Here is a 21,190-nt window from a genome sequence, read left to right on the forward strand (position 1 = left end):
CGGGTAGGTCGTCGGGGGCGTAAGGTCGGGGCGTGCTGACGCCGTCCTCAGGAGCCGTGCGGTTCGGCCGCGCGCTCCTGTGGGCGGCCGTCGTGGTCGCACTCTCCGCGGCCGCCCACCTGCGCGCCGACGGCCACCTGCCTCCCGGCGAGGTTCTCGCGGCCCTCGCCGCACTGACCCTGGCGGCCACCTCGGTGGCCGCCAGGCGTCAGATCCGCCTGCCCGCCGGCCTGGCGCTGGTGGGCCTGGCGCAGGTGGTCTTCCACCAGGTCTTCGCCTTCCTCGCGGGGGCCGGCTGCACGGCGTCGCTCGCTGCCGTGCGTACGCTGCCCGGCGGTCCCACGGTGGACGCCGGGGGCGGCCACCTTGCCGGGCACGGCGGGGGAGCGGTGCTGACCACCGGCGCCTGCCACGCCCCGCCCACCGAGCTCCTGGACCCGGCCATGGCCGGGTGGCACGCCGTTGCGACGGTGGCCGCCGTCGCGCTCCTCGTGGGCGTGGAGCGCGGCGTCTGGTGGCTCGCCACCTGGTGGGTGCGCCCGCTGAGCCTGGTCGTCGTGCCGTTGACGACGCCTCCGGCCGTCCCCTTCGTGGCGGCCCGGCCCGTGGTGGCCCGCTCCGCCGACCTCGGGGTCGCGCCGAGCCGCGGCCCGCCGTGCGGAGCCCTGACGAGCGCCTTCGCCCTGGCAGCCTGACGCGGCCGGGCGAGGCGCGCCGTCGCGCGCTCTCCCACACCCGGCTGCGAACGAAGGATCACCATGACCCGCTCCACCCTGCCCACCCACGGGCGCCCTGCGCCTGCCTCTGCCCCTTCCCCCGCCTCGGCCCGACGGCGTGTCCGGCTCGCCCTGGCCCTGCCGGCCGCCGTCGCACTGGTCGTGCTCCCGGCCGCCGTGGCGTCGGCCCACGTGACCGTCAACCCGGACACGACCGCCGCGGGCGGGCGTGCCTCGCTCACGTTCCGCGTGCCCACCGAGTCCGACACGGCCTCCACCTCCCAGGTGGTGGTCGACCTGCCGACCGCGGAGCCGTTCCTCTCCGTGTCGGCCAAGGCGGTGCCGGGCTGGGACGTCACCGTCGAGCGCGGCGCGCTGCCCGAGCCGGTCGACGTCGACGGCACCACCCTGACCGAGGCGCCGTTCCGGGTGGTCTGGACCGCCCGGCCCGGCAGCGAGATCCCGCCCCACCAGTACCAGGAGCTCGCGATCCGCGTGGGCATGCTGCCCGGCGAGGGCACCGACGTGGTGCTCCCCGCCCACCAGACGTACACCGACGGGTCGGTCGTCGACTGGGCCGACGTGCCGGTGGACGGGGAGGAGCCGGAGCTGCCGGCGCCGTCGTTCACCACGACGGCGGCGGAGGGCGAGGACCTGGCTGCGGCGACGCCTGAGGTGAGCGTCGCGCCTGAGGCGGCCGCCCCGCCGTCGGGCACCGATCCGCTCGGGCGCGTCCTGGGCGGGACCGGCCTGGCGCTCGGGGCCGGGGCGCTCGGCGTGGCGCTCCGCTCACGCCGCCGGGCGAGCTGACCGCTCCTGGAACGACGAAGCGCCCGTCCCTTGCGGGGCGGGCGCTTCGGTCTGCGGAGGATGGGGGATTCGAACCCCCGAGGGCTGTTAACCCAACACGCTTTCCAAGCGTGCGCCATAGGCCACTAGGCGAATCCTCCTCGCGCCAGGTCAGACCGGGCGCGGCCTCACGAGGATACCGGACGTGGAGCCGTGCCAACGAATCGGGCCGATTCGAGGAGCGGGCCCTCGCTGGGCTAGGCTGGGGGCAGACCCCTCGTGCGGCACTATCTCGCCGAACTCCCCCAGGGCCGGAAGGCAGCAAGGGTAAGTGAGCTCTGGTGGGTGTGCGAGGGGTCCTTCATGTCCTCCACCGGGCGCCGCGCCGCGCTGTGTCGAGGGCCACACGTCCCCGGGAGCCGCAGCATTCCGCCACTTGTCCACCATGTGGTTGCTGAGACGTTCGCATGGTGGGATTTTCGGGCCGCGAGTTGGTCTGCCCGCCGGGAACCGGCGCATGATGGCGGCATGTCCCGCATCCTGACTGCTGCCCCGCAGCCGTGCCGCACCTCCTGGTGTCGCGCCGCCGCGTGCTGTCGCAGCATGTCGCGCGGGCGAATGTGCAGCCGCTGACCGCGGGTCCGTCCGTCTGACCTGCCGCGCGTCGGGCTCTCCGCCCGGACCGCGCCCCGCGCGCTCGCCACGTCGCTGATGGCCGTGGCCCGCCGCTCCCTCTCTCCCCAGGCCTACCCAGGCCGCCCTCCCGCGCGCGCACCCGCGCGCCTCCCACCGAAGGACTCCCATGTCTCGCACCCGTCTGGTCCCCCTCGCCGCCCTCGTCTCCGCGACCGCGCTCGCCCTGTCCGCCTGCTCGTCCGAGCCGGACGGCCCCGCCGCCGGGACCGCCGAGGACCCGATCCGCGTCGGCGTCGTCTCGTCCGGCGAGGACTACTGGGACACGTTCGTCGACCAGGCCGCGGAGGAGGGCATCACCGTGGAGCTGGTCAACTTCTCCGACTACCAGCTCCCCAACCAGGGCCTCACCGACGGCGACCTGGACCTCAACCAGTTCCAGCACCTGCAGTTCCTCGCCGGCTACAACGTGAGCTCCGAGAGCGACCTCACGCCCGTCGGTGCCACCGCCGTCTACCCGCTGGGCCTCTACTCGGCGAAGCACGGGTCGGTCGACGAGATCCCCGACGGGGGCGAGGTCGCCATCCCCAACGACGAGACCAACCAGGCTCGGGCCCTGCTGGTGCTCCAGGAGGCGGGGCTCCTCACCCTGCGCGACGGCGGGAGCTCCTTCTCCACCCCGGCCGACGTGGTCGAGGACGAGTCGCGCGTCACGGTCACCCCGGTCGACGCCGCCCAGACGGCGCTCGCGCTCCAGGACGTGGACGCGTCGATCATCAACAACGACTTCGTCGGTGACGCCGGGCTGACCGCCGACGACGCCCTGTTCTCCGACGACCCGGACTCCGCCGCGGCCGAGCCCTACATCAACGTGTGGGTCGCCCGCGCCGAGGACGCCGACGACGAGCGGCTCGCCCGGCTCGTGGAGATCTTCCACAGCCCCGAGATCGAGGAGGGCGTGCTGGAGGCGTCCGGTGGTACAGGCGTGATCAAGGACAACGAGCCGGCCGAGCTCCAGGAGATCCTGGCCGGCATCGAGGAGAACCTGCGGGCGCAGGGCTGATGAGCGCCATCATCTCCTTCCGCGAGGCCACCAAGGTCTTTCCCGCACCTCGCGGCCGCGGCCGCGAGGTGCGAGCGGTCGACAGCGTCTCCCTCGACGTGCGCGAGGGCGAGATCTTCGGCGTGATCGGCTACTCCGGGGCGGGCAAGTCCACCCTGGTGCGGCTCGTCAACGCCCTGGAGACAGTCACGTCGGGCGACGTGGTGGTCGACGGCGTCTCGCTCGCGTCCCTGGGCGAGGCGCGCCTGCGCCCGGTCCGGGCGGGCATCGGGATGATCTTCCAGCAGTTCAACCTGCTGTCGTCCCGGACGGTCGCGGGGAACGTGGTCTACCCGCTCGAGGTGGCGGGCTGGCCGCGCGAACGGCGCGATGCCCGCGTGGCCGAGCTGCTCGAGTTCGTCGGCATCTCCGAGAAGGCAGGGGCCTACCCGTCCACCCTGTCGGGCGGGCAGAAGCAGCGCGTCGGCATCGCCCGCGCGCTCGCGACGAACCCGCGCATCCTGCTGGCCGACGAGGCGACGTCGGCCCTGGACCCCGAGACCACGCAGGACGTGCTCGCCCTGCTCCAGCGGGTCAACCGCGAGCTGGGGATCACCGTCGTGGTGATCACGCACGAGATGGACGTGGTGCGCTCCATCTGCCACCGCGTCGCGGTGATGGAGCACGGGCGGGTCGTCGAGGTGGGGGAGGCCTACCAGGTCTTCAGCGCCCCGGCGCACGACGTGACGCGCCGGTTCGTGGCCACCGCGCTGCGCGACCGGCCGTCGCCCGCCGTGCTGGAGCGGCTCCGCACCCGGCACGCGGGGCGGATCGTCACGGTGGGTGTGGACGAGGTCGCCGGGTCGTCGGCCCTGATCACGCGGGTGCTCCGGGAGCACGGCGTGGACGGGACGGTCGTCTACGGCGGCATCACCGAGGTGGCGGAGCGGCCCTACGGGTCGCTCACCCTCGAGCTTGTCGGCGACGCCGGCGCGGTGGAGGACGCGGTGGTGGCGCTCCGCGCCGTCACCCTGGTGGACGACCACGGGAGGGCCGAGCGATGACGTGGGACAGGCTGGGGCCGCTGCTGGCCGAGGCCTTCGGGCAGACGGCGTACATGGTGCTCATCACGCTGGTGGTGGGCGGGTTCCTCGGGCTGGCGCTCGGGCTCGGGCTGTACCTCACGCGGCCGGGGAACCTCCTGGCGAACCGGGTCGTGTTCGCCGTGCTCAACCTGGCCGTGAACGTGGTGCGGCCGGTGCCGTTCATCATCTTCCTCGTGGCCCTCGGGCCGCTGACGCGGGCCGTGATCGGACGGACGATCGGGATCGAGGCGTTCACGTTCGCCATGTGCTTCATGGCGTCGTTCGTGTTCGCGCGCCTCGTGGAGCAGAACCTCGTGACGATCGACCCGGGCGTGGTCGAGGCCGCGCGGGCGATGGGGGCGTCGCCGCTGCGGATCGTCCGCACCGTGCTGATCCCCGAGGCGCTCGCGCCGCTGATCCTCGGCTACACGTTCCTGTTCGTCGGCGTGCTGGACATGTCGGCGATCGGCGGGTACCTGGGCGCGGGCGGTCTGGGCGACTTCGCGATCGTGCACGGCTACCGGCAGTACGACTGGGTGGTGACGGCGGTCGTCGTCGTGCTGATCGTCCTGATCGTCCAGATGGTGCAGTGGCTCGGCAACTCGCTGGCTCGACGCGCGCTGCGGCGGTGACCTTTGCCCTAGTGTGTGCGCAACCTTCCCACCTCCACGAAGGAGAGTTGTGCGCATGAATCTGCCACGACACCGCACCATCGGCGCACTGGCCGCGCTCGGCATCGTCGCCGCAGCGCTGGCGGTGCCCACTACAGCGACAGCCGACCCGGCGGGACTCACCGAGCTTGCGCCGCTGTACGACGCTCCCGTCACCGACGACGGCCTGGTCGCCGAGACGGCGGGCCGCTGGTTCGTCGAGCTCGAGGGCGAGCCCACGGCGGCGGGCGCCTCATCGCTCGCCGTCCGGGGCCAGCACGCCGCGTTCCGCTCGTCCGCGAAGGCGAACGGCGTCAGGCTGACCGAGCGCCGTGCGTTCACGTCGCTGTTCAACGGGTTCTCGGTGGACGCCGACTCCTCCCAGATCGCCGCCGTCCGGGCCCTGAAGGGCGTCAAGGCCGTGTACCCCATGGTCTCGGTCGCGATCCCGGAGAACCAGCAGGCATCGGTGCCTGACCTCGCGACCGCCCTCGCGATGACCGGAGCGGACGTGGCCCAGAACGAGCTGGGCCTGACCGGTGCGGGCGTCAAGGTCGCCGTCATGGACACCGGCATCGACCTCGACCACCCGGACCTGGGCGGCCCCGGCTTCCCCAGCGCGCGCGTGGTCGCCGGCTGGGACTTCGTGGGCGACGCCTACGACGAGGGCTCACCGGACGCCGCTGCCCGGGTGCCGCACCCGGACGCTGTCCCGGACGACTGCCAGGGCCACGGCACCCACGTGGCCGGCATCATCGGTGCCGACGGCGAGGTCACCGGCGTCGCGCCCGGCGTGACGTTCGGCGCGTACCGCGTCTTCGGCTGCGAGGGCTCCACCTCCGCCGACGTCATGATCGCCGCCATGGAGCGGGCGCTCGCCGACGGCATGGACGTGCTCAACATGTCCATCGGCTCCGCCTTCACGTGGCCCAACTACCCCACCGCCACGGCGTCCGACCGCCTTGTGGACGAGGGCATGGTCGTGGTCGCGTCGTTCGGGAACAGCGGCGCGAGCGGCCTCTGGTCCGGCGGTGCCCCTGGCATGGGCGAGAAGGTGATCGGCGTGGCGTCCGCGGACAACACCCACTCGCCGGCGAACAAGGCTGTGCTCTCCACCGGTTCCGACCTGCCGTGGACGCTCCTCTCCACCGTCGCGGCGCCGCCCACCTCGGGTACCACCGACCCCATCGTCGCCGTCGGGTTCGGCTGTGCCGAGGCCGGCGACCCGATCACGGTCGACCTGACCGGAAAGGCTGCGCTCATCTCGCGCGGCACGCCGAACCCCAACGTCTCGTGCTCCTTCGACACGAAGTACCGGCAGGCGGTCGAGGCCGGAGCCTCCGCAGTGTTCATCCACAACAACGTGCCCGGCCTGTTCTCGGGTGGCGGCGTGGTGGACCGCGGGGTTCCCGGCGTCGGCATCTCGCTGGCCTCCGGCAACGAGATCAAGGCGGCGATCGCAGCGGGCGCCGAGGTGTCCGCGACCTGGACGGACGAGACGACCACCGTCGTGTCGCCCACCGGCGGCAAGATCTCGTCCTTCAGCTCGATCGGGCTCTCGCCCGACCTCACGCTGAAGCCCGACATCACCGCGCCGGGCGGCAACATCAACTCGACCTACCCCCTGGAGAAGGGCGCCTACGCCGTGCTCTCCGGGACGTCGATGGCGGCGCCGCACGTGGCGGGCGCCGTGGCGATCCTCCTCGAGGCGCACCCCGACCTCGCGGCGGACGAGGTTCGCGACGTGCTGCAGAACAACGCCGACACGATCACGTACTCCACCACCGCGTTCCCGGAGCTCGTCTCCAAGCAGGGCGCGGGCATGGTCGACGTCGACGGGTCGGTCCTTGCCGGCGCGGCGCTCACCCCGGGCAAGCTGTCGCTCGGCGAGGGCTACGGCGGTACCCGGACGGTGACGGTCACAAACACGACCGACGAGGCGCAGACGTTCACGTTCGCCCACAAGGCGGCCCTGTCGACCTTCGGCAGCACGTTCGCGCCCAGCCTGTCGTCGTACGCGGCGGCCGCGACGTTCTCGGTGCCGAGCCTCACGCTGGCGCCCGGTGCGTCCGGCTCTGTCGACGTGACGGTCACGCTTCCCGCTGACGTGACCGATGAGGACCACTTCGTCTACGGCGGTTTCGTGGTCGCGACGTCGTCCACGGGCGCCTCGTACTCCGTCCCGTACGCCGGGTACGGCGCGGACTACCAGGCGATCGAGCCGATCGGCTTCTCCAACCTGGGGACCGTCACCGCGTGCGCCGACTTCATCGGTCTCGACTGCGTCTCCGACGCCTCGTCGTGGGAGACGTTCGAGGAGGACGGCGCGTCGTTCTCGCTCCAGACGGTCGACGGCCTGCCGGACGTGCCGTACTTCCTCGTGAACTTCGACCACCAGGTCGAGGACTACGAGATCGTGCTGTACTCCGCCCGCACCGGGAAGCCGTTCAACCCGGTGTTCAACAAGGTGTTCCAGACGGACGAGGGCATTGCCCGCAACTCCGGCGACAACACCTTCACCCCGTTCGCCTTCGGCGGCACGGTGACGAAGTCGACGGGAGACGGCGTCGTCACCAAGACGGTGCCCGACGGCGACTACTACGTCGTGGCGACCGCCCTCAAGGCCGGCGGCGACGCGTCGAACCCGGACCACCTGGTCAGCTGGACGTCCCCGGTCTTCACGATCGACCGTCCGTGAGCTAGTCCTCAGCGGGAGCCCGCAGGCCGTCCGGCCTGCGGGCTCCCGTCGTCGTGGGCGACGACGCCCCGTGTGTCAGTCAGGCCGTCTATCGTTGCGGGGGTGAGCACCGCCCTCTACCGCCGCTACCGGCCCGAGACGTTCGCCGAGGTCATCGGTCAGGAGCACGTCACCGGTCCCCTGATGCAGGCGCTGCGGACCGGGCGCGTGAGTCACGCCTACCTGTTCTCCGGGCCGCGAGGCTGCGGCAAGACCACGTCTGCGCGGATCCTGGCCCGCACGCTCAACTGCGCGCGCAACACCCCCGAGAAGCCGCTCGACCTGCCGTGCGGCGAGTGCGAGTCGTGCGTCGAGCTGGCGCGCGGCGGGTCCGGGTCGCTGGACGTGGTCGAGATCGACGCGGCGTCCCACGGTGGTGTGGACGACGCCCGCGACCTGCGCGAGCGTGCCACGTTCGCGCCCGCGCGCGACCGGTACAAGATCTTCATCGTCGACGAGGCGCACATGGTCTCGCCGGCGGGCTTCAACGCGCTCCTCAAGATCGTCGAGGAGCCGCCGCCGCACATCAAGTTCATCTTCGCCACGACCGAGCCGGACAAGGTGATCGGCACCATCCGGTCCCGCACGCACCACTACCCGTTCCGGCTCGTCCCGCCGGACGTGCTGGGCCCGTACCTGGAGCAGCTGTGCCGGGCCGAGGGCGTCGAGGTGGGTGCGGGCGTCGTGCCGCTGGTCACCCGCGCGGGCGGCGGGTCCGTCCGGGACTCCCTGTCCGTGATGGACCAGCTCATCGCCGGTGCCACCGGCGGCATCGTCGACTACGACCTGGCGGTGGGCCTGCTCGGGTTCACGCACGCCTCGCTCCTCGACGACGTGGTGGACGCGCTGGCCGCGCGCGACGGCGCGTCGATCTTCCGGGTGGTGGACCAGGTCATCGCGACCGGTCACGAGCCGCGCCGGTTCGTGGAAGACGTGCTGGAGCGGCTGCGCGACCTCATCGTCATCGCCGTCTCGGGCGACGAGGCCGACGCCGTGCTGCGCGGCGTGCCCGCCGACCAGCTCGAACGCATGGGCGTGCAGGCCTCCCGGCTGGGGATCGCCGAGCTGTCCCGCGCGGCCGACCTCGTCAACGCCGCCCTCACCGAGATGACCGGCGCCACGTCCCCGCGCCTGCACCTCGAGCTGCTCTGCGCGCGGCTCCTCCTGCCCGGCGCCGACGACGGCGCGGCCGGGCTCGCCGCCCGTATCGAGCGGCTGGAGCGCGGAGGGCTGGTCGCGGGTGCGGGTGCGGGCGGGGCTCCGGTGTCGGTTCCCGGTGCGGACGCCGAGGTACCGGGGGCGGCGAGCGGCCTCTCCGGCGCTGCCGCGGCGCGCGCCGCGCTCGAGGCGCGCCGAGCGGCGCGCAGCGGACAGGGAGGGGCGACGGCGCCGGTGGTTGCGGCGCGCACGCCGGAGCCGGCTCCCGCGCCTGCGGAGCGCGTGGTGACGCCCGAGCCGGCTCCGGCGGCTGAGCCTGTCGCCGCGACGCCGACTCCTGCCGCGCCCGTGGTTCCGGAGCCCGCGGCTCCCCAGCCCGCGGCTCCCGAGCCCGCGGCCGCTGAGCCCGCGGCCGCTGAGCCGGTGGCGCCGGCGACCGCTGCTTCCGCACCCTCTTCCGCTCCTGCCTCCGCCGGTATGACCACCGAGGTGGTGCGCCGGCGCTGGGACGAGGTGCTCGGCACCCTGGCGAGTGCTCGGGTCACGTGGTCGCTGGTGGGGCCTAACGCGCAGGTCGCGGCGCTGGAGGGCGGGGTGCTCCGGCTCGCCTTCGCCACGGAGGGCATCGCCCGTGCCTTTTCGAGCCAGCGGCACGTGAGCGCCGTCGAGGATGCGGTCTACCAGACGCTCGGCATCACCGTGAAGGTCGAGGCCGTCGTCGGCGACGTGCCGCCGCCCTCGGGAGGTGGGGGGTCGCCCGCGCCGAGCGCGCCGGACCCCGGGCCCGCCACGGCAGCGTCGCCCCCCGGCCCGTCTCGTCCGGCGGCCCCCGCGGCGGACACGGCCTGGCCTGAGGTCGCGCCGCCCGGCGGGAACGGCGGCGTCGTCCAGGCGACCGTCTCGGCCCCGGGGGTGGCGTCCGCGCAGGTGGCGGGCCGCGGTACGCGCGCGACGGTATCCGTCGCACCGGCACCGGCACCGGCACCGGCACCGGCACCGGCACCGGCACCGGCACCGGCGGCCGTCGCTGTCGCCGAGCGCCCGTCGGCCGCCACGGTGGCCGACGAGGCCTGGCTCGCGGGCGTCTCGATGACCGAGCCGCCCCCGGACTACGACGACGCGCCCGAGCCGCCACCGGTCTTCGAAGAGCCCGCGGCTGCACCCGCCCACCGCGAGCCGCGGCCCGCCCCGGCGAGCCCTGCCCCGACCTCCACCCCCGCCCCGACGAGCGCTGTCCCGGCCACCGGCGCCGCACGCGCCCGCGAGATGCTGCGTCAGGCGCAGCAGCGCGGGGCGCAGGCGAGCGGGCCGGCGGGTGGGGCGAGCAACGGCGCGGCGGCGGGCCGGGCGCCCGGGGCGACTGGGACGTCGTCGGGCGGCGGGGTGGAGCCCGACTACGACGAGCCGTCCGCGGACGACCCCGACATCGCCTCGAACGGGTTGATGGGGGTGCCGCTCGTGGTGCAGGTGCTTGGCGGCACCGTGATCGACGAGATCATCGAGCAGGGCTGATGGGCGTGCCGGTCACGACGTTGCGCATCGTCGCGGCGGTGGTGGTGCGCCCCGACGGGCGGCACCTGCTCGTGCGCAAGCGCGGTACGAGCGCGTTCATGCAGGTGGGCGGCAAGATCGAGCCGGGTGAGGAGCCGCTGACCGCGCTGCTGCGCGAGTTCGAGGAAGAGGTGGGCGTCGTGCTCGAGCCCGCGGCGGCGGAGCCCCTCGGGCGCTTCTCCGCGCGGGCGGCGAACGAGCCCGACCACGAGGTCGACGCCTGGGCGTACCTGGTTCGGCTGGATGACGGCGTGGAGGTCCACGTCCGGGCCGAGCTGGCGGAGCTCGTCTGGATCGATCCCGCGGCGCCTGTCACGAGCCACCCGATCGCGCCGCTGTCGCTCGACCTGCTTGCCGCCGCCGGGCACTGAGCGCGCCTACTGGCCTGCCCGGTAGCGGGCCACGCGCTCGGCGCGCTCTCGCTCGAGGCGGCGGCGCGGGTCGGCGTCGCCCGACTGCTGGGCAGGCCCGGCCACGTGCAGCAGCAGCCAGTTGAGCCGCCAGGTGATCCGGTACCAGAGGGTGAGGCCGTCGCGGTCGCGCATCCGCGTCTCCTATCAGTTGGTGTGCCAATAGTTTGTACCCCAAGTGATAGTCTGGTCAACATGACTGACACCGAGGCGCCAACCCCGGACCTGCTGGCGCTCGACCGGCAGGTCTGCTTCGCGCTGGCCGTCGCCTCGCGCAGCGTCATCGCGATCTACCGGCCGCTGCTGGAGCCGATGGGCCTCACGCACCCGCAGTACCTCGTGATGCTGGCGCTGTGGGAACGGTCGCCCCTGTCGGTCAAGCAGCTCAGCGGGCTGCTGCAGCTCGATCCAGGCACGTTGTCTCCGCTGCTCAAGCGGCTGGAGGCCGCCGGGTACGTGGTGCGGCGCCGCGACCCGCGCGACGAGCGCGCCCTCGCCGTCGAGCTCACCGCAACCGGCCGTGACCTGCGGGAGCAGGCGCTCGCCGTCCCTCCTGCGGTCATGGAACGCCTTGGCATGTCGGTGCCCGAGCTCGAGGCGCTGCACCGCAGCCTCGGCCGCGTCATCGCGGCGGTGTCGGGATGACGCGCGGTGCCCTCCACCACGTCGAGCTCTGGGTGCCCGACCTGGCCCGGGCGGAGCGGTCGTGGGGCTGGCTCCTCACCCGGCTCGGGTACGCCGAGCACCAGCGGTGGGAGCACGGCGTGAGCTGGATCCTGGGGAGCACCTACGTGGTGGTCGAGCAGAGCCCGGCGCTGACGTCGTCGGACCACGACCGCACCCGGCCCGGCCTCAACCACCTTGCGTTCCACGGCGGCACGCACGAGGAGGTGGACTCCCTCGTCGAGGAGGCGCCCGCCCACGGCTGGGCGCTGATGTTCGCAGACCGGCACCCGCACGCGGGCGGGCCCGAGCACTACGCGGCCTATCTCGCGGACGAGGACGGGTACGAGGTGGAGGTCGTCGGGGGCTGACAATGTCTGCACCCCCGTTCTTCGAGAGGATCGCGATGACGCGCAGCCTTCCCCGTGCCACCCCCGAGTCGCAGGGCCTGGACCCTGCCGCCGTGAGCCGGCTCGTCGCCGGCCTGGACGGTCTCGACGAGGTCCACAGCTTCATGCTGCTCCGCCACGGCGCCGTCGTCGCCGAGGGCTGGTGGGACCCGTACGGGCCCGGCCTGCCCCACGTGATGTTCTCCGTGAGCAAGAGCTTCGCGTCCACGGCAGTGGGCCTGGCCGTCCACGAGGGCCTGCTCTCGCTGGACGACCGGGTGATCGACCACCTTTCGGCCGAGGCACCGGCGGAACCCTCCGCGAACCTCGCCGCCATGCGGGTGCGTCACCTCCTCACCATGACCTCCGGCCACGCGATGTCCACGATGGAGGCCGTCGACACCACCTCGATCGGCCGCGAGGGCGGCGACTGGGTGCGCCAGATCCTCGCGATGCCCGTGGACCTGGAGCCGGGCTCACGGTTCGTCTACAACACGGGTGCCACCTATCTCGCGGGCGTGATCGTGCAGCGGCTCGCCGGACAGCGGCTCGTCGACTACCTGGGCCCCCGCCTGTTCGAGCCGCTCGGCATCACGCACGCCACGTGGGAGCAGGACCCCGACGGCCTGGACGTAGGCGGCTACGGGCTGTCGATCACCACGGAGGAGCTCGCGGCTTTCGGGCAGCTCTACCTGCAGCACGGCGAGTGGGAGGGCCGGCAGCTGGTCCCCGCCGAGTGGATCGCGGAGGCCACGTCGGCGCAGGTCGTCAGCGAGCACCCGGACTGGCCGGAGTGGCGCCAGGGCTACGGCTACCAGTTCTGGCGCTCGCGCTTCGGCGCCTACCGCGCCGACGGCGCGTTCGGCCAGTACGCGATCGTCTGGCCCGAGCACGACCTCGTCCTCGCCATCACCTCAGGCATCCAGCACCTCCAGTCCGTCCAGGACGCGGTGTGGGCCGCGCTCCTCCCGTCGCTCGACCCCGAGGCCGCGGCCGAGGCGGGCTACACCGTGCCGGACGCCGGTCCCGCACCTTCCGGCCCCGCCGCACCTCGCGAGGGAGTCACCTGGGAGGTCGCCCTCCGCACGCCCGAGGGCGCTGCCACGTCGCCCCTCGAGGAATCCGTGCTCGGCGTGACGTACGAGCTGCCGGAGAACCGTCAGGGCCTCAGCTCGCTCACAGTGACGCGAGAGGGCGACGGGCTCGCCCTCACGGAGAACGTCCGTGAGTCTGTGCGGACCGTCCTGGCGGAGCACGGCGCGTGGGCGGCGGCCGACGTCGTGCTCGCCGACCGGCCCGTCCGCCTCGCCTCGGCGTACGCCTGGGCCGACGACGCGACCCTGCGCGTCCGGATGGTCGACACCGGCTCGCCGTTCGGCTGGACGCTCACGCTCCGCTTCCGTGACGGGGGCGCAACCGTGGCCGTGACGCTCGACCAGAACGTGTCCTTCGGCGGCGAGAACCGTCGCCTCGACACCACGGGCCGGGCAGCGGCTACGACGGCCGGCTGAGCGGCAGCACGTACGGCGTCGTCGTCGACACCTGGTGCAGCCCGGCGCGCTCCAGGACCGGCCAGGAGCCGGGGGACGCGTCGACCCGCAGGTACGGGTGGCCGGCGTCGAGCGCGAGGCGGGCGCGGTGCGCCACCGTGGCGCGGTACAGGCCACGGTGGCGCCAGTCCGGGTGCGTCGCACCGCCCCACAGCCCGCCGAAGCCGGTGCCCTCGACCAGCCGCAGCCAGGACCCGCAGAGCACCGGGCCTCCGCGGGACTCCTCGACGAGGCAGCCCATCACCAGGTCGGGCCGGGCGTGCAGCTCGTCCCGGAAGCGCTCGGCGGCGGTGCGCGAGCCGGGCCACACCAGGTCGTGCAGGTCGGCGAGCCGGTCGACGTCGGCGTCGTCCTCCACCGCGCGGACCGTGAGCCCCGCCGGGAGGGGCGAGGCCACCTCCACGACGTGCGCCGCCTCGCCGAGGATCAGCGCCTCGTCGTCCTCTCGGACGAAGCCGGCCGCGACGAGGCGCGCCCCGAGGTCGGCGGGCTCGTCGTAGGCGTACGTCTTCCACTCGACCGGCTGGCCGCGGTCGAGGAAGAAGTCGCGCTGGCGGGCGATGGCCGCGTCGGGGTCGTCGCCGAGGCCCTCCGGCGACTCGACGTAGGCCGTCCGCGCCCCCACCTCCGGCGGGTAGCAGCGCCGGACGGGCCCGTCGTGCTCGACGACGTCGGCCGGGTTCGCGTCCCGGTCGGCCAGCCGGACCTGCTCGTGGAAGGCGGTCAGGAGATGGTCGGGAGTCATCGCCCGAGCCAAGCAGAGGGCGACCGGGCCGCGACACCTGAAATCCGGCGACGCGTTACGGTCGGGGCGTGCGCAGCATCCCTGACTCGATGGACCCTGCCGTGGTCGCAGCCATCGACGACCGACTCGACCGTGTCGAGACCGACTACGGCGTCCGCGTCCTGTGGGCCATCGAGAGCGGGAGCCGGGCGTGGGGCTTCCCATCGCCCGACTCCGACTACGACTGCCGCTTCCTGTACGTCAGCCGGGTCGAGGACTACCTGGGTCTTCGCCGCCGCCGCGACGTGATCGAGACGCCGCTCGACAAGGTCTTCGACGTCAACGGCTGGGACGTCCGCAAAGCGCTCGGGCTCATGGTCAAGGGCAACGCGACGGTGGGGGAGTGGCTGCGCTCGCCCATCGTGTACCGGGGTGATGCCACCCTCCCGGACGAGCTGCTCGCCGTCGCGGACGACGTGGTGGACCGGGCCGCGCTCGTGCGGCACCACGTGCACATCGCCCGGAACCAGCTCGGACTGCTCGACGCGGGCGGTTCCGTCAAGAAGTTCTTCTACGCCCTCCGCCCCGCCGTCACGCTGGTCTGGCTGCGCGAGCACGACGGGGCGGCGGTGCCGCCCATGGCGCTGGGTACCCTCCTCGACGAGGTCACGGTGCCCGACGACGTCCGGGCCGCGATCGAGGACCTCGTCGCCACCAAGGCGCGCACCCGGGAGATGGGCGCCGCGCCCGTGCCGCCGGTGCTGCGGGCGTTCGTGGACGCCGAGCTGACCGCCGCCGAGGCGTCGCTGCCGGGGCTGGAGTCGGCGCGCGAGGACCCGGCGCGCGAACGCGAGTGGGCGCGCGCGGAGGAGGCTTTCCTGAGCCTGCTGGCTATGGGGTGAGTCCCGACGGGCCGCCCGCCCCCGTGATCGGCAGTTTGGTGCGTGATCGGCAGTTCGAACTGCCGATCACGCACCAAACTGCCGATCATGCCGGGTCGGGAACGTCAGTGGCTGCTGGCACACTCCACGCATGAGCCTGCCCGCCACGCCCGCCGATGCACGGTCCGTCGCCGACCTGGTCGCTCTCGCCGATGCCGGCGTGCCCGTGAAGTACCTGTTCTTCTGGGGACACCAGCCTGAGCCGGACGGGACTCCGGGCCGCGGGTGCCTGAGCCAGTGGTGGCCGGCGTCGTTCACGGTCGACGGGATCCCGTACGCGACGGCCGAGCACTGGATGATGGCGGAGAAGGCGCGGCTCTTTCGGGACAAGGACGCCGAGTGGCAGGCGATCGACGCCCCCAACCCGGCGCTGGCCAAGGCCGCGGGCCGCACCGTGCGGCACTTCGACGACGCCGTGTGGCAGCGGGAGCGCTTCGAGATCGTCGTGTGGGGGAGCGTCCACAAGTTCTCGTCGGACCCCGTCTTGCGCGACTACCTGCTTCGGACGGGCGACCGGGTGCTCGTCGAGGCCAGCCCGCGGGACCGGGTGTGGGGCATCGGCATGGGCGCGGGACACGTCGACGCCGGGAACCCGTCGCGATGGCGCGGTCTCAACCTGCTGGGCTTCGCACTCATGGAGGCGCGCGCCCGGCTGCGTGCCTGAGTCCGGCCATGTGATCGGCAATTCGTCGGATGATCGGCAGCCCGAGTTGCCGATCATCCGACGAATTGCCGATCATCCGGGCAGGCCCTCACTGTCCCGGGCCCGCCCGCCGTTGCGGCCGGGTCACCTGCGCAACGCGTCCCGCCGCGCCGTCAGCTGGGCCCGCTCACGCTCGTTGCCGCACAGCTCCAGGGCCCGGTCATACTGAGCGCGCGCCTCGATGACCTTCCCGACCCGTGTGAGCAGCTCAGCCCGCACCGAAGGCAGCCGGTGGGACCGGGGGAGCAGGTCGTCGAGCCCGGCCTCCGCGCCCGACGCCTCCGCGCCCGACGCCTCCGCGCCCGACGCCTCCGCCACGGCGACCGCGCGGTTCAGCCGTACCACCGGCGACCCGGTCAAGGACTCCAGCTCCGCGTACGCGGCGGTGATACGGTCCCACCTCGTCGCCGCCGCCGTGGGCGCGACGGCGTGCTCCGCCGCCACCAGCGCCTGGAGAAAGTACTCCCGCGCGAGCCGCGCCTCGCGCGCACCATCAGCGCCCGCGCCCGCGCCGCCGCCCGCACCCGAGCCGACACCATCAGCACCCGAGCCGCCGCCCCCAGCCCCGAACATCTCCGCCTCCCGCTCGACCAGCGGCGTCAGCAGGTCCAGCGCCTCCGCGATCTCGTCGTGCCGCCAGAGGTCCCGGTCCTGGTCGGGGAGGAGCACGGGCTCGCCGTCGGCCCCTGTGCGCGCGCCGCGACGGGCGTGCTGCAACAGGACGAGCGCGAGCAGCGCGTCCAGCACGGGCCGCCCGGGCAGCAGTGTCCGGACCACCTGCACCAGCCGGACGGCCGGCTCGGCGAGCGACGCCCGCACCACCTCGTCCCCCGTGCCCGGCGCGTAGCCCGCGGTGAATGCCAGGTACGCGACCGACGCCACCACCGCGACCCGCTCTCCCAGCCGTTCGGGCGCGGGGATCGCGAGGGGCGCCCCCACGGCGGCGAGGCGACGCTTCGCCCGGGTGAGCCGGGCGGCCATCGTGGGCTCGGGCACGAGGAAGAGACGCGCCACCTCGGCCGTCGGCACGCCGAGCACGAGCCGCAGGGACAGGGCCGCGGCGGCTTCCGGAGCCAGCGACGGGTGCGCGCAGAGCAGCACCAGCCGCAGCAGGGCCGCGTCGTCGGGGTCCACCTGCGGCCCGACGGCGGTCGGGCCACCCAGGTGCACCGGGTCGGCCATGGCCTGCTGCGCACTCAGGCGCAGCTCCTCGTCGACCACGAGCAGCGGCTCCTTACGGGCGGCGACCGCCTCCGCACGCAGCCGGTCGAGGATGCGGCGCCGGGCGGCCGTGAGGAGCCAGGCCGCCGGGTTGGCGGGCGCGCCGTCGGGCCACGTGCGGGCAGCGGCCTCGAAGGCGTCGGCGAGGCCGTCCTCGGCCAGGTCGAGGCGCCGGTACCGCGCGACCAGCAGGGCCAGGAGCCGGCCCCACTGGTCGCGGAAGGCGGTCTCGAGGGTTGTCACCCGTCGGAGACCTCGATCGTCACGACCGGACGGATCTCGATCGCGTACGACGGCGGCAGGAGGGCGCAGGCCTCCGTGACCGCGTCCAGGTCGGGCGCGTCGATGAGGTAGAACCCGGCGACGTGCTCCACCGTCTCGGCGAACGGGCCGTCGGTCAGGGTCACGTTCCCGTCGACGTGGCGCACGGTGGTCGCGGACTCCACACCGGCGAGCGCCTCCGACACGATGAGCGTCCCTCGCTCCCGCACCGCCCGGTGGAACGCCATGTGGGCGCGGTGGTACTCGAGCACCGCGTCGTCGGAGGCGCTCTCCCAGACGGCGGGGTCCTCAGCGAGCAGGAGCAGGTACTTCATGCGGTGGCGCCCGCCGCCTGGCCCGCGTCCTCCGTCGTCTGGTCGCCCCGCAGGCACTCCCGCACCTCGACGCCGTCCGGGCCGGCGACCAGGGCACAGATCCGCAGCAGGTCGTCCAGGTCGTCCGTCTCGACGACGTAGAACCCGGTGAGCTGCTCCACGGTCTCCGCGTAGGGACCGTCGGTGATGGTCCCGTCGCCGCGGACTACCTTGGCCTGCGACGACGGCGCCAGCTCCGCCCCTCCCGTGATGGTGTGCCCGCGCTCCGCGAGCGTGCGGGAGAACTCGGTGTGCCGGCCGTAGACCTCGGCACGCTGCTCAGGGGTGGCCTCCAGCCACGGCTGCTCGTTCCCCGGCAGCAGGATCACGTACTCGGTCATGGTTCCTCCTCGGTGGACCTGAGGACCGGTCGGCCCTCACCACGATGACGCGTGACGCCCGGAAAATCGACAGCAGGACCCGAACTTCCGCTCACCCGCGGCGGGAAGGCAGGATGGGCCGGTGCGCAGCCCCACACAGCAGGACCTCCGGCCGGAGCAGGTTGCCCGCCTCGTCAGCAGAGCCGTCGGGGAGACCGCCGGTGCCGAGGTGGTGCGATGCACCGAGCTCGCCGGCGGCGGGTTCGCGGCGGTGTGGCGTGCGGACCTGGGCGAGCCGGTCGCGGTGCCCGGCGCCGAGCCGTCGTCGGCCCTCGTGCTGAAGGTGGGGCCGCCGCCCGGCACCCGGCTGCTCACCTACGAGGCCGGCCTGGTCGCCGCGGAGGCGGACTATCTCCGCCTCGTCGCGGCGGGCGCGCCGGAGGTACCGGTGCCGCGCGTCCTGGCGCGCGGGTCCGCGAAGGGGACGCCGGAGACGGGCGCGGACTGGGTGCTCACGACCTTCCTTCCGGGCACGCCGCTCACCGACCTGCCCGCGGACGCCACGGCGCCCGTCCGGCGCGACGTGGGCGCCGCGCTCGCGGCGGTCCACCGCATCACCGGCGACCGGTTCGGCTACAGCGGTGCGCGCCCGCACGGCACCACCTGGCGGGAGGCGTTCGTCGGGATCGTCGGCTCCTTGCTGTCCGACGCCGAGGCGTGGGGTCTCCCGTCGGCTCACGTCGCCGAGCGACGGGTCCGAGCGGCGCTCGACCGGCACGGCCCCGTGCTGGACCCGGTGGACCGGCCGGCCCTGCTGCATTTCGACCTGTGGGACGGGAACGTCCTGGCGGTCCCCGGCGACGGGGGCGACGACGGCGCCGTCGTCGAGCAGCGGATGTCCGGGCTCGTGGACGGGGAGCGCTACCTGTTCGGCGACCCGCTGGTCGATCTCGTCTCCCCGGTGCTCTTCCGGCGGATCGAGGAGGAGCCGGACCACCCGCTGCTCGCGGGGTACGCCCAGGTGGCCGGGGTGCCGCTGGCGCTGGACACGCAGGCGCGCACCCGGCTCGCGCTGTACCGCGTGTGGCTGTACGTGCTGATGATCGTCGAGATGCCCAGCCGCGGGATGGACGGGGCGGGGCACGAGGGGCGCCGGGATCACCTCACGCGGCTCCTCGACGAGGAGCTGACCTTGCTGGGCGTCTGACCTGGGCCAAGATCATCCCGTGGGCTGACGGGGGCGTGGGCGGTGACGGATACGCTCGCCGCATGGTCACCGAGGGTGGTGGGATCCGCACGCAGGGCGTGCGGCGTGCGTTCGGCAGCGTTCAGGCCGTGGCTGACGTGGGCCTGGTCGCTGAACCAGGTCGCGTCACCGCGCTGATCGGGCCCAACGGGTCGGGCAAGACGACCCTTCTGCTCATGCTCGCGGGGCTGTTGCAGCCCGACGCGGGGAGCATCCGGATCGCCGGGTTCGACCCGGTGACGGAGAGCTACGCGGCGCGGTCGCGCACGGGCTGGATGCCCGACGTGTTCGGCACCTGGGACTCCCTGACGGCGCGCGAGGTGCTCACCACGGTGGCCGCCGCGTACCGGATGGACCGAGCCGCGGGTGAGGCGCGGGCGGCGGAGCTGCTGACGCTCGTGCACCTCGGCGACCTCGCCGACGCGCCGGCCCACGTGCTGTCCCGCGGCCAGAAGCAGCGGCTCGGGCTGGCCCGGGCGCTGGTGCACGACCCCGAGGTGCTGCTCCTGGACGAGCCGGCGTCGGGCCTGGACCCGCGGTCCCGCGTGGACCTGCGGGTCCTGGTGCGGCAGCTTGCGGCGTCGGGCAAGACGGTGCTGGTGTCGTCGCACGTGCTGACCGAGCTTGACGAGATGGCCGACGACGCCGTGTTCATCTCTGGCGGGCGCACGGTCGCCACCCAGTCCGTGACCGGCGCGGCCGGCGAGGCCCGGGAGTGGCGCCTCACGGCGCTGGACCCGGTACCGCTGACCACCTGGCTCGACAGCGCGGGCCTGGCGTACCGCACGGAGGACGGCGGGGCGGTCCTCGTGAGCCTGGCCGGCGACGCGGCAGCGGCCGCGCTCCTGCGTGACGCCGTCGCCGCCGAGGTGCCCGTCGTGAGCCTCGCCCCTGCGGGCGGCGTGCTGGAACAGGCCTACCTGGCCCTCGAGGAGGAGCGGCGATGAACGTGGAGACCACTCGCGGCACCTGGTCGCTCACCTGGCACGGACTGCGGACCGTCGCCCAGCTCGAGCTCCGGCAGCGGCTCCGGTCCACCCGGTGGAAGATCGCGCTCGCCGTGTGGTTCGTCGCGGTGGGCGGCATCACCGTGCTCGCCACGGGCGCGATCCCGGCGATCGGCGGCGGGAACGACGAACCCGGCGGGCTGATCTTCGGCATCGTCGTGTTCTTCGTGCTGTTCCTCGGGCTCCTCGTCGCGCCCACCCTCACGGCCGCGTCCATCAACGGCGACCGGAACGCGGGCACGCTGGCCACCCTCCAGGTCACGCTGCTCACCCCGGCGGAGATCGTGCTCGGCAAGCTGCTCGCCGCGTGGGCCGCCGCGCTGGCGTTCCTCGTGGCGAGCGTGCCGTTCATCGTGTGGGCGGTGATTGCCGGGGGCGTGGAGCCCCTCTCCATCGTGACGACGCTGCTCGTGCTGACGGTCGTCCTGGGGGTGGTCTGCGCGATCGGCCTCGGCTTCTCGGCACTGGTCGCCAAGACGTCCGGGTCGGCGGTGCTGACCTATCTGACCATCGGCTCGCTGACGGTGGTGCTGCCGGTGGTGTTCGGGTTGATGGTCCCGCTGACGACCACGCCGGAGCAGGTGCGGGTGTGGACCGTGACCGACGAGGGGTGGGAGACCGACTCGGCCCCGTCGGACTGCGAGTGGCAGACCCAGACGATCGACGTGTGGCACAGCGAGCGCACCTGGTGGCTCCTCGCTCCCAACCCGTTCGTCGTGGTCGCGGACGCGCAGCCGCTCGGTGATCCCGACGAGATCGGTGAGTCCGGGAACATGCTGCAGATGCTTCAGTACGGGGTGCGGTACGCCCGGACGGGGCCGTCCCCCGAGCAGGACTGGTGCTGGGGCGCGTCTGCCGCCGACTCACCCGTCGAGGAGGTCGAGCCCACCGACGCGATGGTGTGGCCGTGGGGCCTCGGGCTGCAGCTCCTGCTCGCCGGCGGTGCGGTCGTGGTGGCCGTGAACCGCCTGCGCACCCCGCAGCGGGTGCTCCCGCAGGGCACGCGGGTCGCCTAGGACG

21 protein-coding genes, 1 tRNA gene and 1 other RNA gene are annotated in these 21,190 nt (G+C 73.5%); 17 read left to right on the top strand and 6 right to left on the bottom strand.

Annotated features, from left to right (window positions below; genetic code table 11):
- The first annotated feature begins 32 nt into the window (after positions 1 to 32).
- On the top strand, positions 33 to 695 hold the full coding sequence (locus tag AC060K_RS16060) for a hypothetical protein (RefSeq protein ID WP_483766409.1): 663 nt from the start codon (positions 33 to 35) through the stop codon (positions 693 to 695).
- 63 nt (positions 696 to 758) lie between these two features.
- Positions 759 to 1,526, top strand: a complete 768-nt coding sequence (locus AC060K_RS16065) for a YcnI family copper-binding membrane protein (protein WP_483766410.1) — start codon at positions 759 to 761, stop codon at positions 1,524 to 1,526.
- A gap of 54 nt (positions 1,527 to 1,580) precedes the next feature.
- Here the strand turns inward: AC060K_RS16065 and AC060K_RS16070 are convergent.
- Positions 1,581 to 1,666: transfer RNA gene (locus AC060K_RS16070), tRNA-Ser, on the bottom strand.
- A 107-nt stretch (positions 1,667 to 1,773) separates the two neighbouring features.
- On the opposite strand from AC060K_RS16070, the gene ffs reads away from it, so the two are divergent.
- From ffs to AC060K_RS16105, 7 genes are all read left to right on the top strand, one after another.
- An RNA gene (gene ffs / locus AC060K_RS16075) (signal recognition particle sRNA small type) lies at positions 1,774 to 1,870 on the top strand.
- A 437-nt stretch (positions 1,871 to 2,307) separates the two neighbouring features.
- The gene (locus AC060K_RS16080) at positions 2,308 to 3,201 is read left to right on the top strand and encodes a MetQ/NlpA family ABC transporter substrate-binding protein (RefSeq protein WP_483766411.1); all 894 of its coding nucleotides are present in this window, start codon (positions 2,308 to 2,310) and stop codon (positions 3,199 to 3,201) included.
- Positions 3,201 to 4,244 carry a methionine ABC transporter ATP-binding protein gene (locus AC060K_RS16085; RefSeq protein WP_483766412.1) on the top strand — a complete coding sequence of 348 codons (1,044 nt, stop codon included), beginning with the start codon at positions 3,201 to 3,203 and terminating at the stop codon, positions 4,242 to 4,244. Before AC060K_RS16080 ends, AC060K_RS16085 begins: the two co-directional genes overlap by 1 nt.
- Positions 4,241 to 4,897 (top strand): methionine ABC transporter permease, encoded by a 657-nt coding sequence (locus AC060K_RS16090; RefSeq protein WP_483766413.1) that lies wholly within the window; start codon positions 4,241 to 4,243, stop codon positions 4,895 to 4,897. The genes AC060K_RS16085 and AC060K_RS16090 overlap by 4 nt, the downstream gene beginning before the upstream one ends.
- A 55-nt stretch (positions 4,898 to 4,952) precedes the next feature.
- Positions 4,953 to 7,613, top strand: a complete 2,661-nt coding sequence (locus tag AC060K_RS16095; protein ID WP_483766414.1) for a S8 family serine peptidase — start codon at positions 4,953 to 4,955, stop codon at positions 7,611 to 7,613.
- Between the two features lie 102 nt (positions 7,614 to 7,715).
- A complete protein-coding gene (locus AC060K_RS16100; protein ID WP_483766415.1) occupies positions 7,716 to 10,322 on the top strand; it encodes a DNA polymerase III subunit gamma and tau in 2,607 nt (868 codons plus the stop codon).
- Positions 10,322 to 10,732, top strand: a complete 411-nt coding sequence (locus tag AC060K_RS16105; protein WP_483766416.1) for an NUDIX hydrolase — start codon at positions 10,322 to 10,324, stop codon at positions 10,730 to 10,732. Before AC060K_RS16100 ends, AC060K_RS16105 begins: the two co-directional genes overlap by 1 nt.
- A gap of 6 nt (positions 10,733 to 10,738) precedes the next feature.
- Here the strand turns inward: AC060K_RS16105 and AC060K_RS16110 are convergent, their stop codons facing one another.
- On the bottom strand, positions 10,739 to 10,906 hold the full coding sequence (locus AC060K_RS16110) for a hypothetical protein (RefSeq protein ID WP_483766417.1): 168 nt from the start codon (positions 10,904 to 10,906) through the stop codon (positions 10,739 to 10,741).
- Between the two features lie 60 nt (positions 10,907 to 10,966).
- Here AC060K_RS16110 and AC060K_RS16115 point away from each other — a divergent pair, with 60 nt between their 5' ends.
- From AC060K_RS16115 to AC060K_RS16125, 3 genes are read left to right on the top strand one after another with little or no spacing between them, the layout of a single operon-like run.
- Positions 10,967 to 11,416: a MarR family winged helix-turn-helix transcriptional regulator gene (locus AC060K_RS16115; RefSeq protein ID WP_483766418.1), complete on the top strand. Its 450-nt coding sequence runs from the start codon at positions 10,967 to 10,969 to the stop codon at positions 11,414 to 11,416.
- A complete protein-coding gene (locus tag AC060K_RS16120) occupies positions 11,413 to 11,805 on the top strand; it encodes a VOC family protein (RefSeq protein WP_483766419.1) in 393 nt (130 codons plus the stop codon). The genes AC060K_RS16115 and AC060K_RS16120 overlap by 4 nt, the downstream gene beginning before the upstream one ends.
- 35 nt (positions 11,806 to 11,840) lie before the next feature.
- Positions 11,841 to 13,334, top strand: a complete 1,494-nt coding sequence (locus AC060K_RS16125; RefSeq protein WP_483766420.1) for a serine hydrolase domain-containing protein — start codon at positions 11,841 to 11,843, stop codon at positions 13,332 to 13,334.
- Here the strand turns inward: AC060K_RS16125 and AC060K_RS16130 are convergent.
- On the bottom strand, positions 13,318 to 14,118 hold the full coding sequence (locus tag AC060K_RS16130; RefSeq protein ID WP_483766421.1) for a GNAT family N-acetyltransferase: 801 nt from the start codon (positions 14,116 to 14,118) through the stop codon (positions 13,318 to 13,320). The genes AC060K_RS16125 and AC060K_RS16130 overlap by 17 nt on opposite strands.
- Before the next feature lie 68 nt (positions 14,119 to 14,186).
- Between AC060K_RS16130 and AC060K_RS16135 the strand changes: the two genes are divergently transcribed.
- Both AC060K_RS16135 and AC060K_RS16140 read left to right on the top strand, forming a co-directional pair.
- The gene (locus AC060K_RS16135) at positions 14,187 to 14,999 is read left to right on the top strand and encodes a nucleotidyltransferase domain-containing protein (protein ID WP_483766422.1); all 813 of its coding nucleotides are present in this window, start codon (positions 14,187 to 14,189) and stop codon (positions 14,997 to 14,999) included.
- A gap of 130 nt (positions 15,000 to 15,129) precedes the next feature.
- On the top strand, positions 15,130 to 15,702 hold the full coding sequence (locus AC060K_RS16140) for an NADAR family protein (protein ID WP_483766423.1): 573 nt from the start codon (positions 15,130 to 15,132) through the stop codon (positions 15,700 to 15,702).
- A gap of 123 nt (positions 15,703 to 15,825) precedes the next feature.
- Here AC060K_RS16140 and AC060K_RS16145 read toward each other — a convergent pair whose 3' ends face one another.
- From AC060K_RS16145 to AC060K_RS16155, 3 genes are read right to left on the bottom strand one after another with little or no spacing between them, the layout of a single operon-like run.
- Positions 15,826 to 17,205, bottom strand: a complete 1,380-nt coding sequence (locus tag AC060K_RS16145) for an RNA polymerase sigma factor (protein WP_483766424.1) — start codon at positions 17,203 to 17,205, stop codon at positions 15,826 to 15,828.
- The gene (locus AC060K_RS16150; protein ID WP_483766425.1) at positions 17,202 to 17,558 is read right to left on the bottom strand and encodes a YciI family protein; all 357 of its coding nucleotides are present in this window, start codon (positions 17,556 to 17,558) and stop codon (positions 17,202 to 17,204) included. The genes AC060K_RS16145 and AC060K_RS16150 overlap by 4 nt, the downstream gene beginning before the upstream one ends.
- Entirely contained in the window at positions 17,555 to 17,938 is a 384-nt protein-coding gene (locus AC060K_RS16155) for a YciI family protein (protein ID WP_483766426.1), read from the bottom strand. The genes AC060K_RS16150 and AC060K_RS16155 overlap by 4 nt, the downstream gene beginning before the upstream one ends.
- Before the next feature lie 121 nt (positions 17,939 to 18,059).
- Here AC060K_RS16155 and AC060K_RS16160 point away from each other — a divergent pair, with 121 nt between their 5' ends.
- The 3 genes from AC060K_RS16160 (at position 18,060) to AC060K_RS16170 (ending at position 21,186) form a co-directional block, all read left to right on the top strand.
- Positions 18,060 to 19,124 (top strand): phosphotransferase family protein, encoded by a 1,065-nt coding sequence (locus AC060K_RS16160; protein ID WP_483766427.1) that lies wholly within the window; start codon positions 18,060 to 18,062, stop codon positions 19,122 to 19,124.
- Positions 19,125 to 19,186: 62 nt separating this feature from the next.
- Entirely contained in the window at positions 19,187 to 20,110 is a 924-nt protein-coding gene (locus AC060K_RS16165; RefSeq protein ID WP_483766428.1) for an ABC transporter ATP-binding protein, read from the top strand.
- On the top strand, positions 20,107 to 21,186 hold the full coding sequence (locus AC060K_RS16170; RefSeq protein ID WP_483766429.1) for an ABC transporter permease: 1,080 nt from the start codon (positions 20,107 to 20,109) through the stop codon (positions 21,184 to 21,186). Before AC060K_RS16165 ends, AC060K_RS16170 begins: the two co-directional genes overlap by 4 nt.
- Positions 21,187 to 21,190 lie beyond the last annotated feature (4 nt).

It is taken from the genome of Antribacter sp. NEAU-D49 (assembly GCF_057158775.1).

Bases quoted from the DNA above. Each gene is read 5' to 3' on its own strand.
- AC060K_RS16095 (WP_483766414.1), top strand. From the start codon at position 4,953: ATGAATCTGCCACGACACCGCACCATCGGCGCACTGGCCGCGCTCGGC.
- AC060K_RS16085 (WP_483766412.1), top strand. From the start codon at position 3,201: ATGAGCGCCATCATCTCCTTCCGCGAGGCCACCAAGGTCTTTCCCGCA.
- AC060K_RS16105 (WP_483766416.1), top strand. From the start codon at position 10,322: ATGGGCGTGCCGGTCACGACGTTGCGCATCGTCGCGGCGGTGGTGGTG.
- AC060K_RS16125 (WP_483766420.1), top strand. From the start codon at position 11,841: ATGACGCGCAGCCTTCCCCGTGCCACCCCCGAGTCGCAGGGCCTGGAC.
- AC060K_RS16165 (WP_483766428.1), top strand. From the start codon at position 19,187: ATGGTCACCGAGGGTGGTGGGATCCGCACGCAGGGCGTGCGGCGTGCG.
- AC060K_RS16170 (WP_483766429.1), top strand. From the start codon at position 20,107: ATGAACGTGGAGACCACTCGCGGCACCTGGTCGCTCACCTGGCACGGA.
- AC060K_RS16130 (WP_483766421.1), bottom strand. From the start codon at position 14,118: ATGACTCCCGACCATCTCCTGACCGCCTTCCACGAGCAGGTCCGGCTG.
- AC060K_RS16115 (WP_483766418.1), top strand. From the start codon at position 10,967: ATGACTGACACCGAGGCGCCAACCCCGGACCTGCTGGCGCTCGACCGG.
- AC060K_RS16080 (WP_483766411.1), top strand. From the start codon at position 2,308: ATGTCTCGCACCCGTCTGGTCCCCCTCGCCGCCCTCGTCTCCGCGACC.
- AC060K_RS16090 (WP_483766413.1), top strand. From the start codon at position 4,241: ATGACGTGGGACAGGCTGGGGCCGCTGCTGGCCGAGGCCTTCGGGCAG.
- AC060K_RS16110 (WP_483766417.1), bottom strand. From the start codon at position 10,906: ATGCGCGACCGCGACGGCCTCACCCTCTGGTACCGGATCACCTGGCGG.
- AC060K_RS16140 (WP_483766423.1), top strand. From the start codon at position 15,130: ATGAGCCTGCCCGCCACGCCCGCCGATGCACGGTCCGTCGCCGACCTG.
- AC060K_RS16120 (WP_483766419.1), top strand. From the start codon at position 11,413: ATGACGCGCGGTGCCCTCCACCACGTCGAGCTCTGGGTGCCCGACCTG.
- AC060K_RS16065 (WP_483766410.1), top strand. From the start codon at position 759: ATGACCCGCTCCACCCTGCCCACCCACGGGCGCCCTGCGCCTGCCTCT.
- AC060K_RS16150 (WP_483766425.1), bottom strand. From the start codon at position 17,558: ATGAAGTACCTGCTCCTGCTCGCTGAGGACCCCGCCGTCTGGGAGAGC.
- AC060K_RS16155 (WP_483766426.1), bottom strand. From the start codon at position 17,938: ATGACCGAGTACGTGATCCTGCTGCCGGGGAACGAGCAGCCGTGGCTG.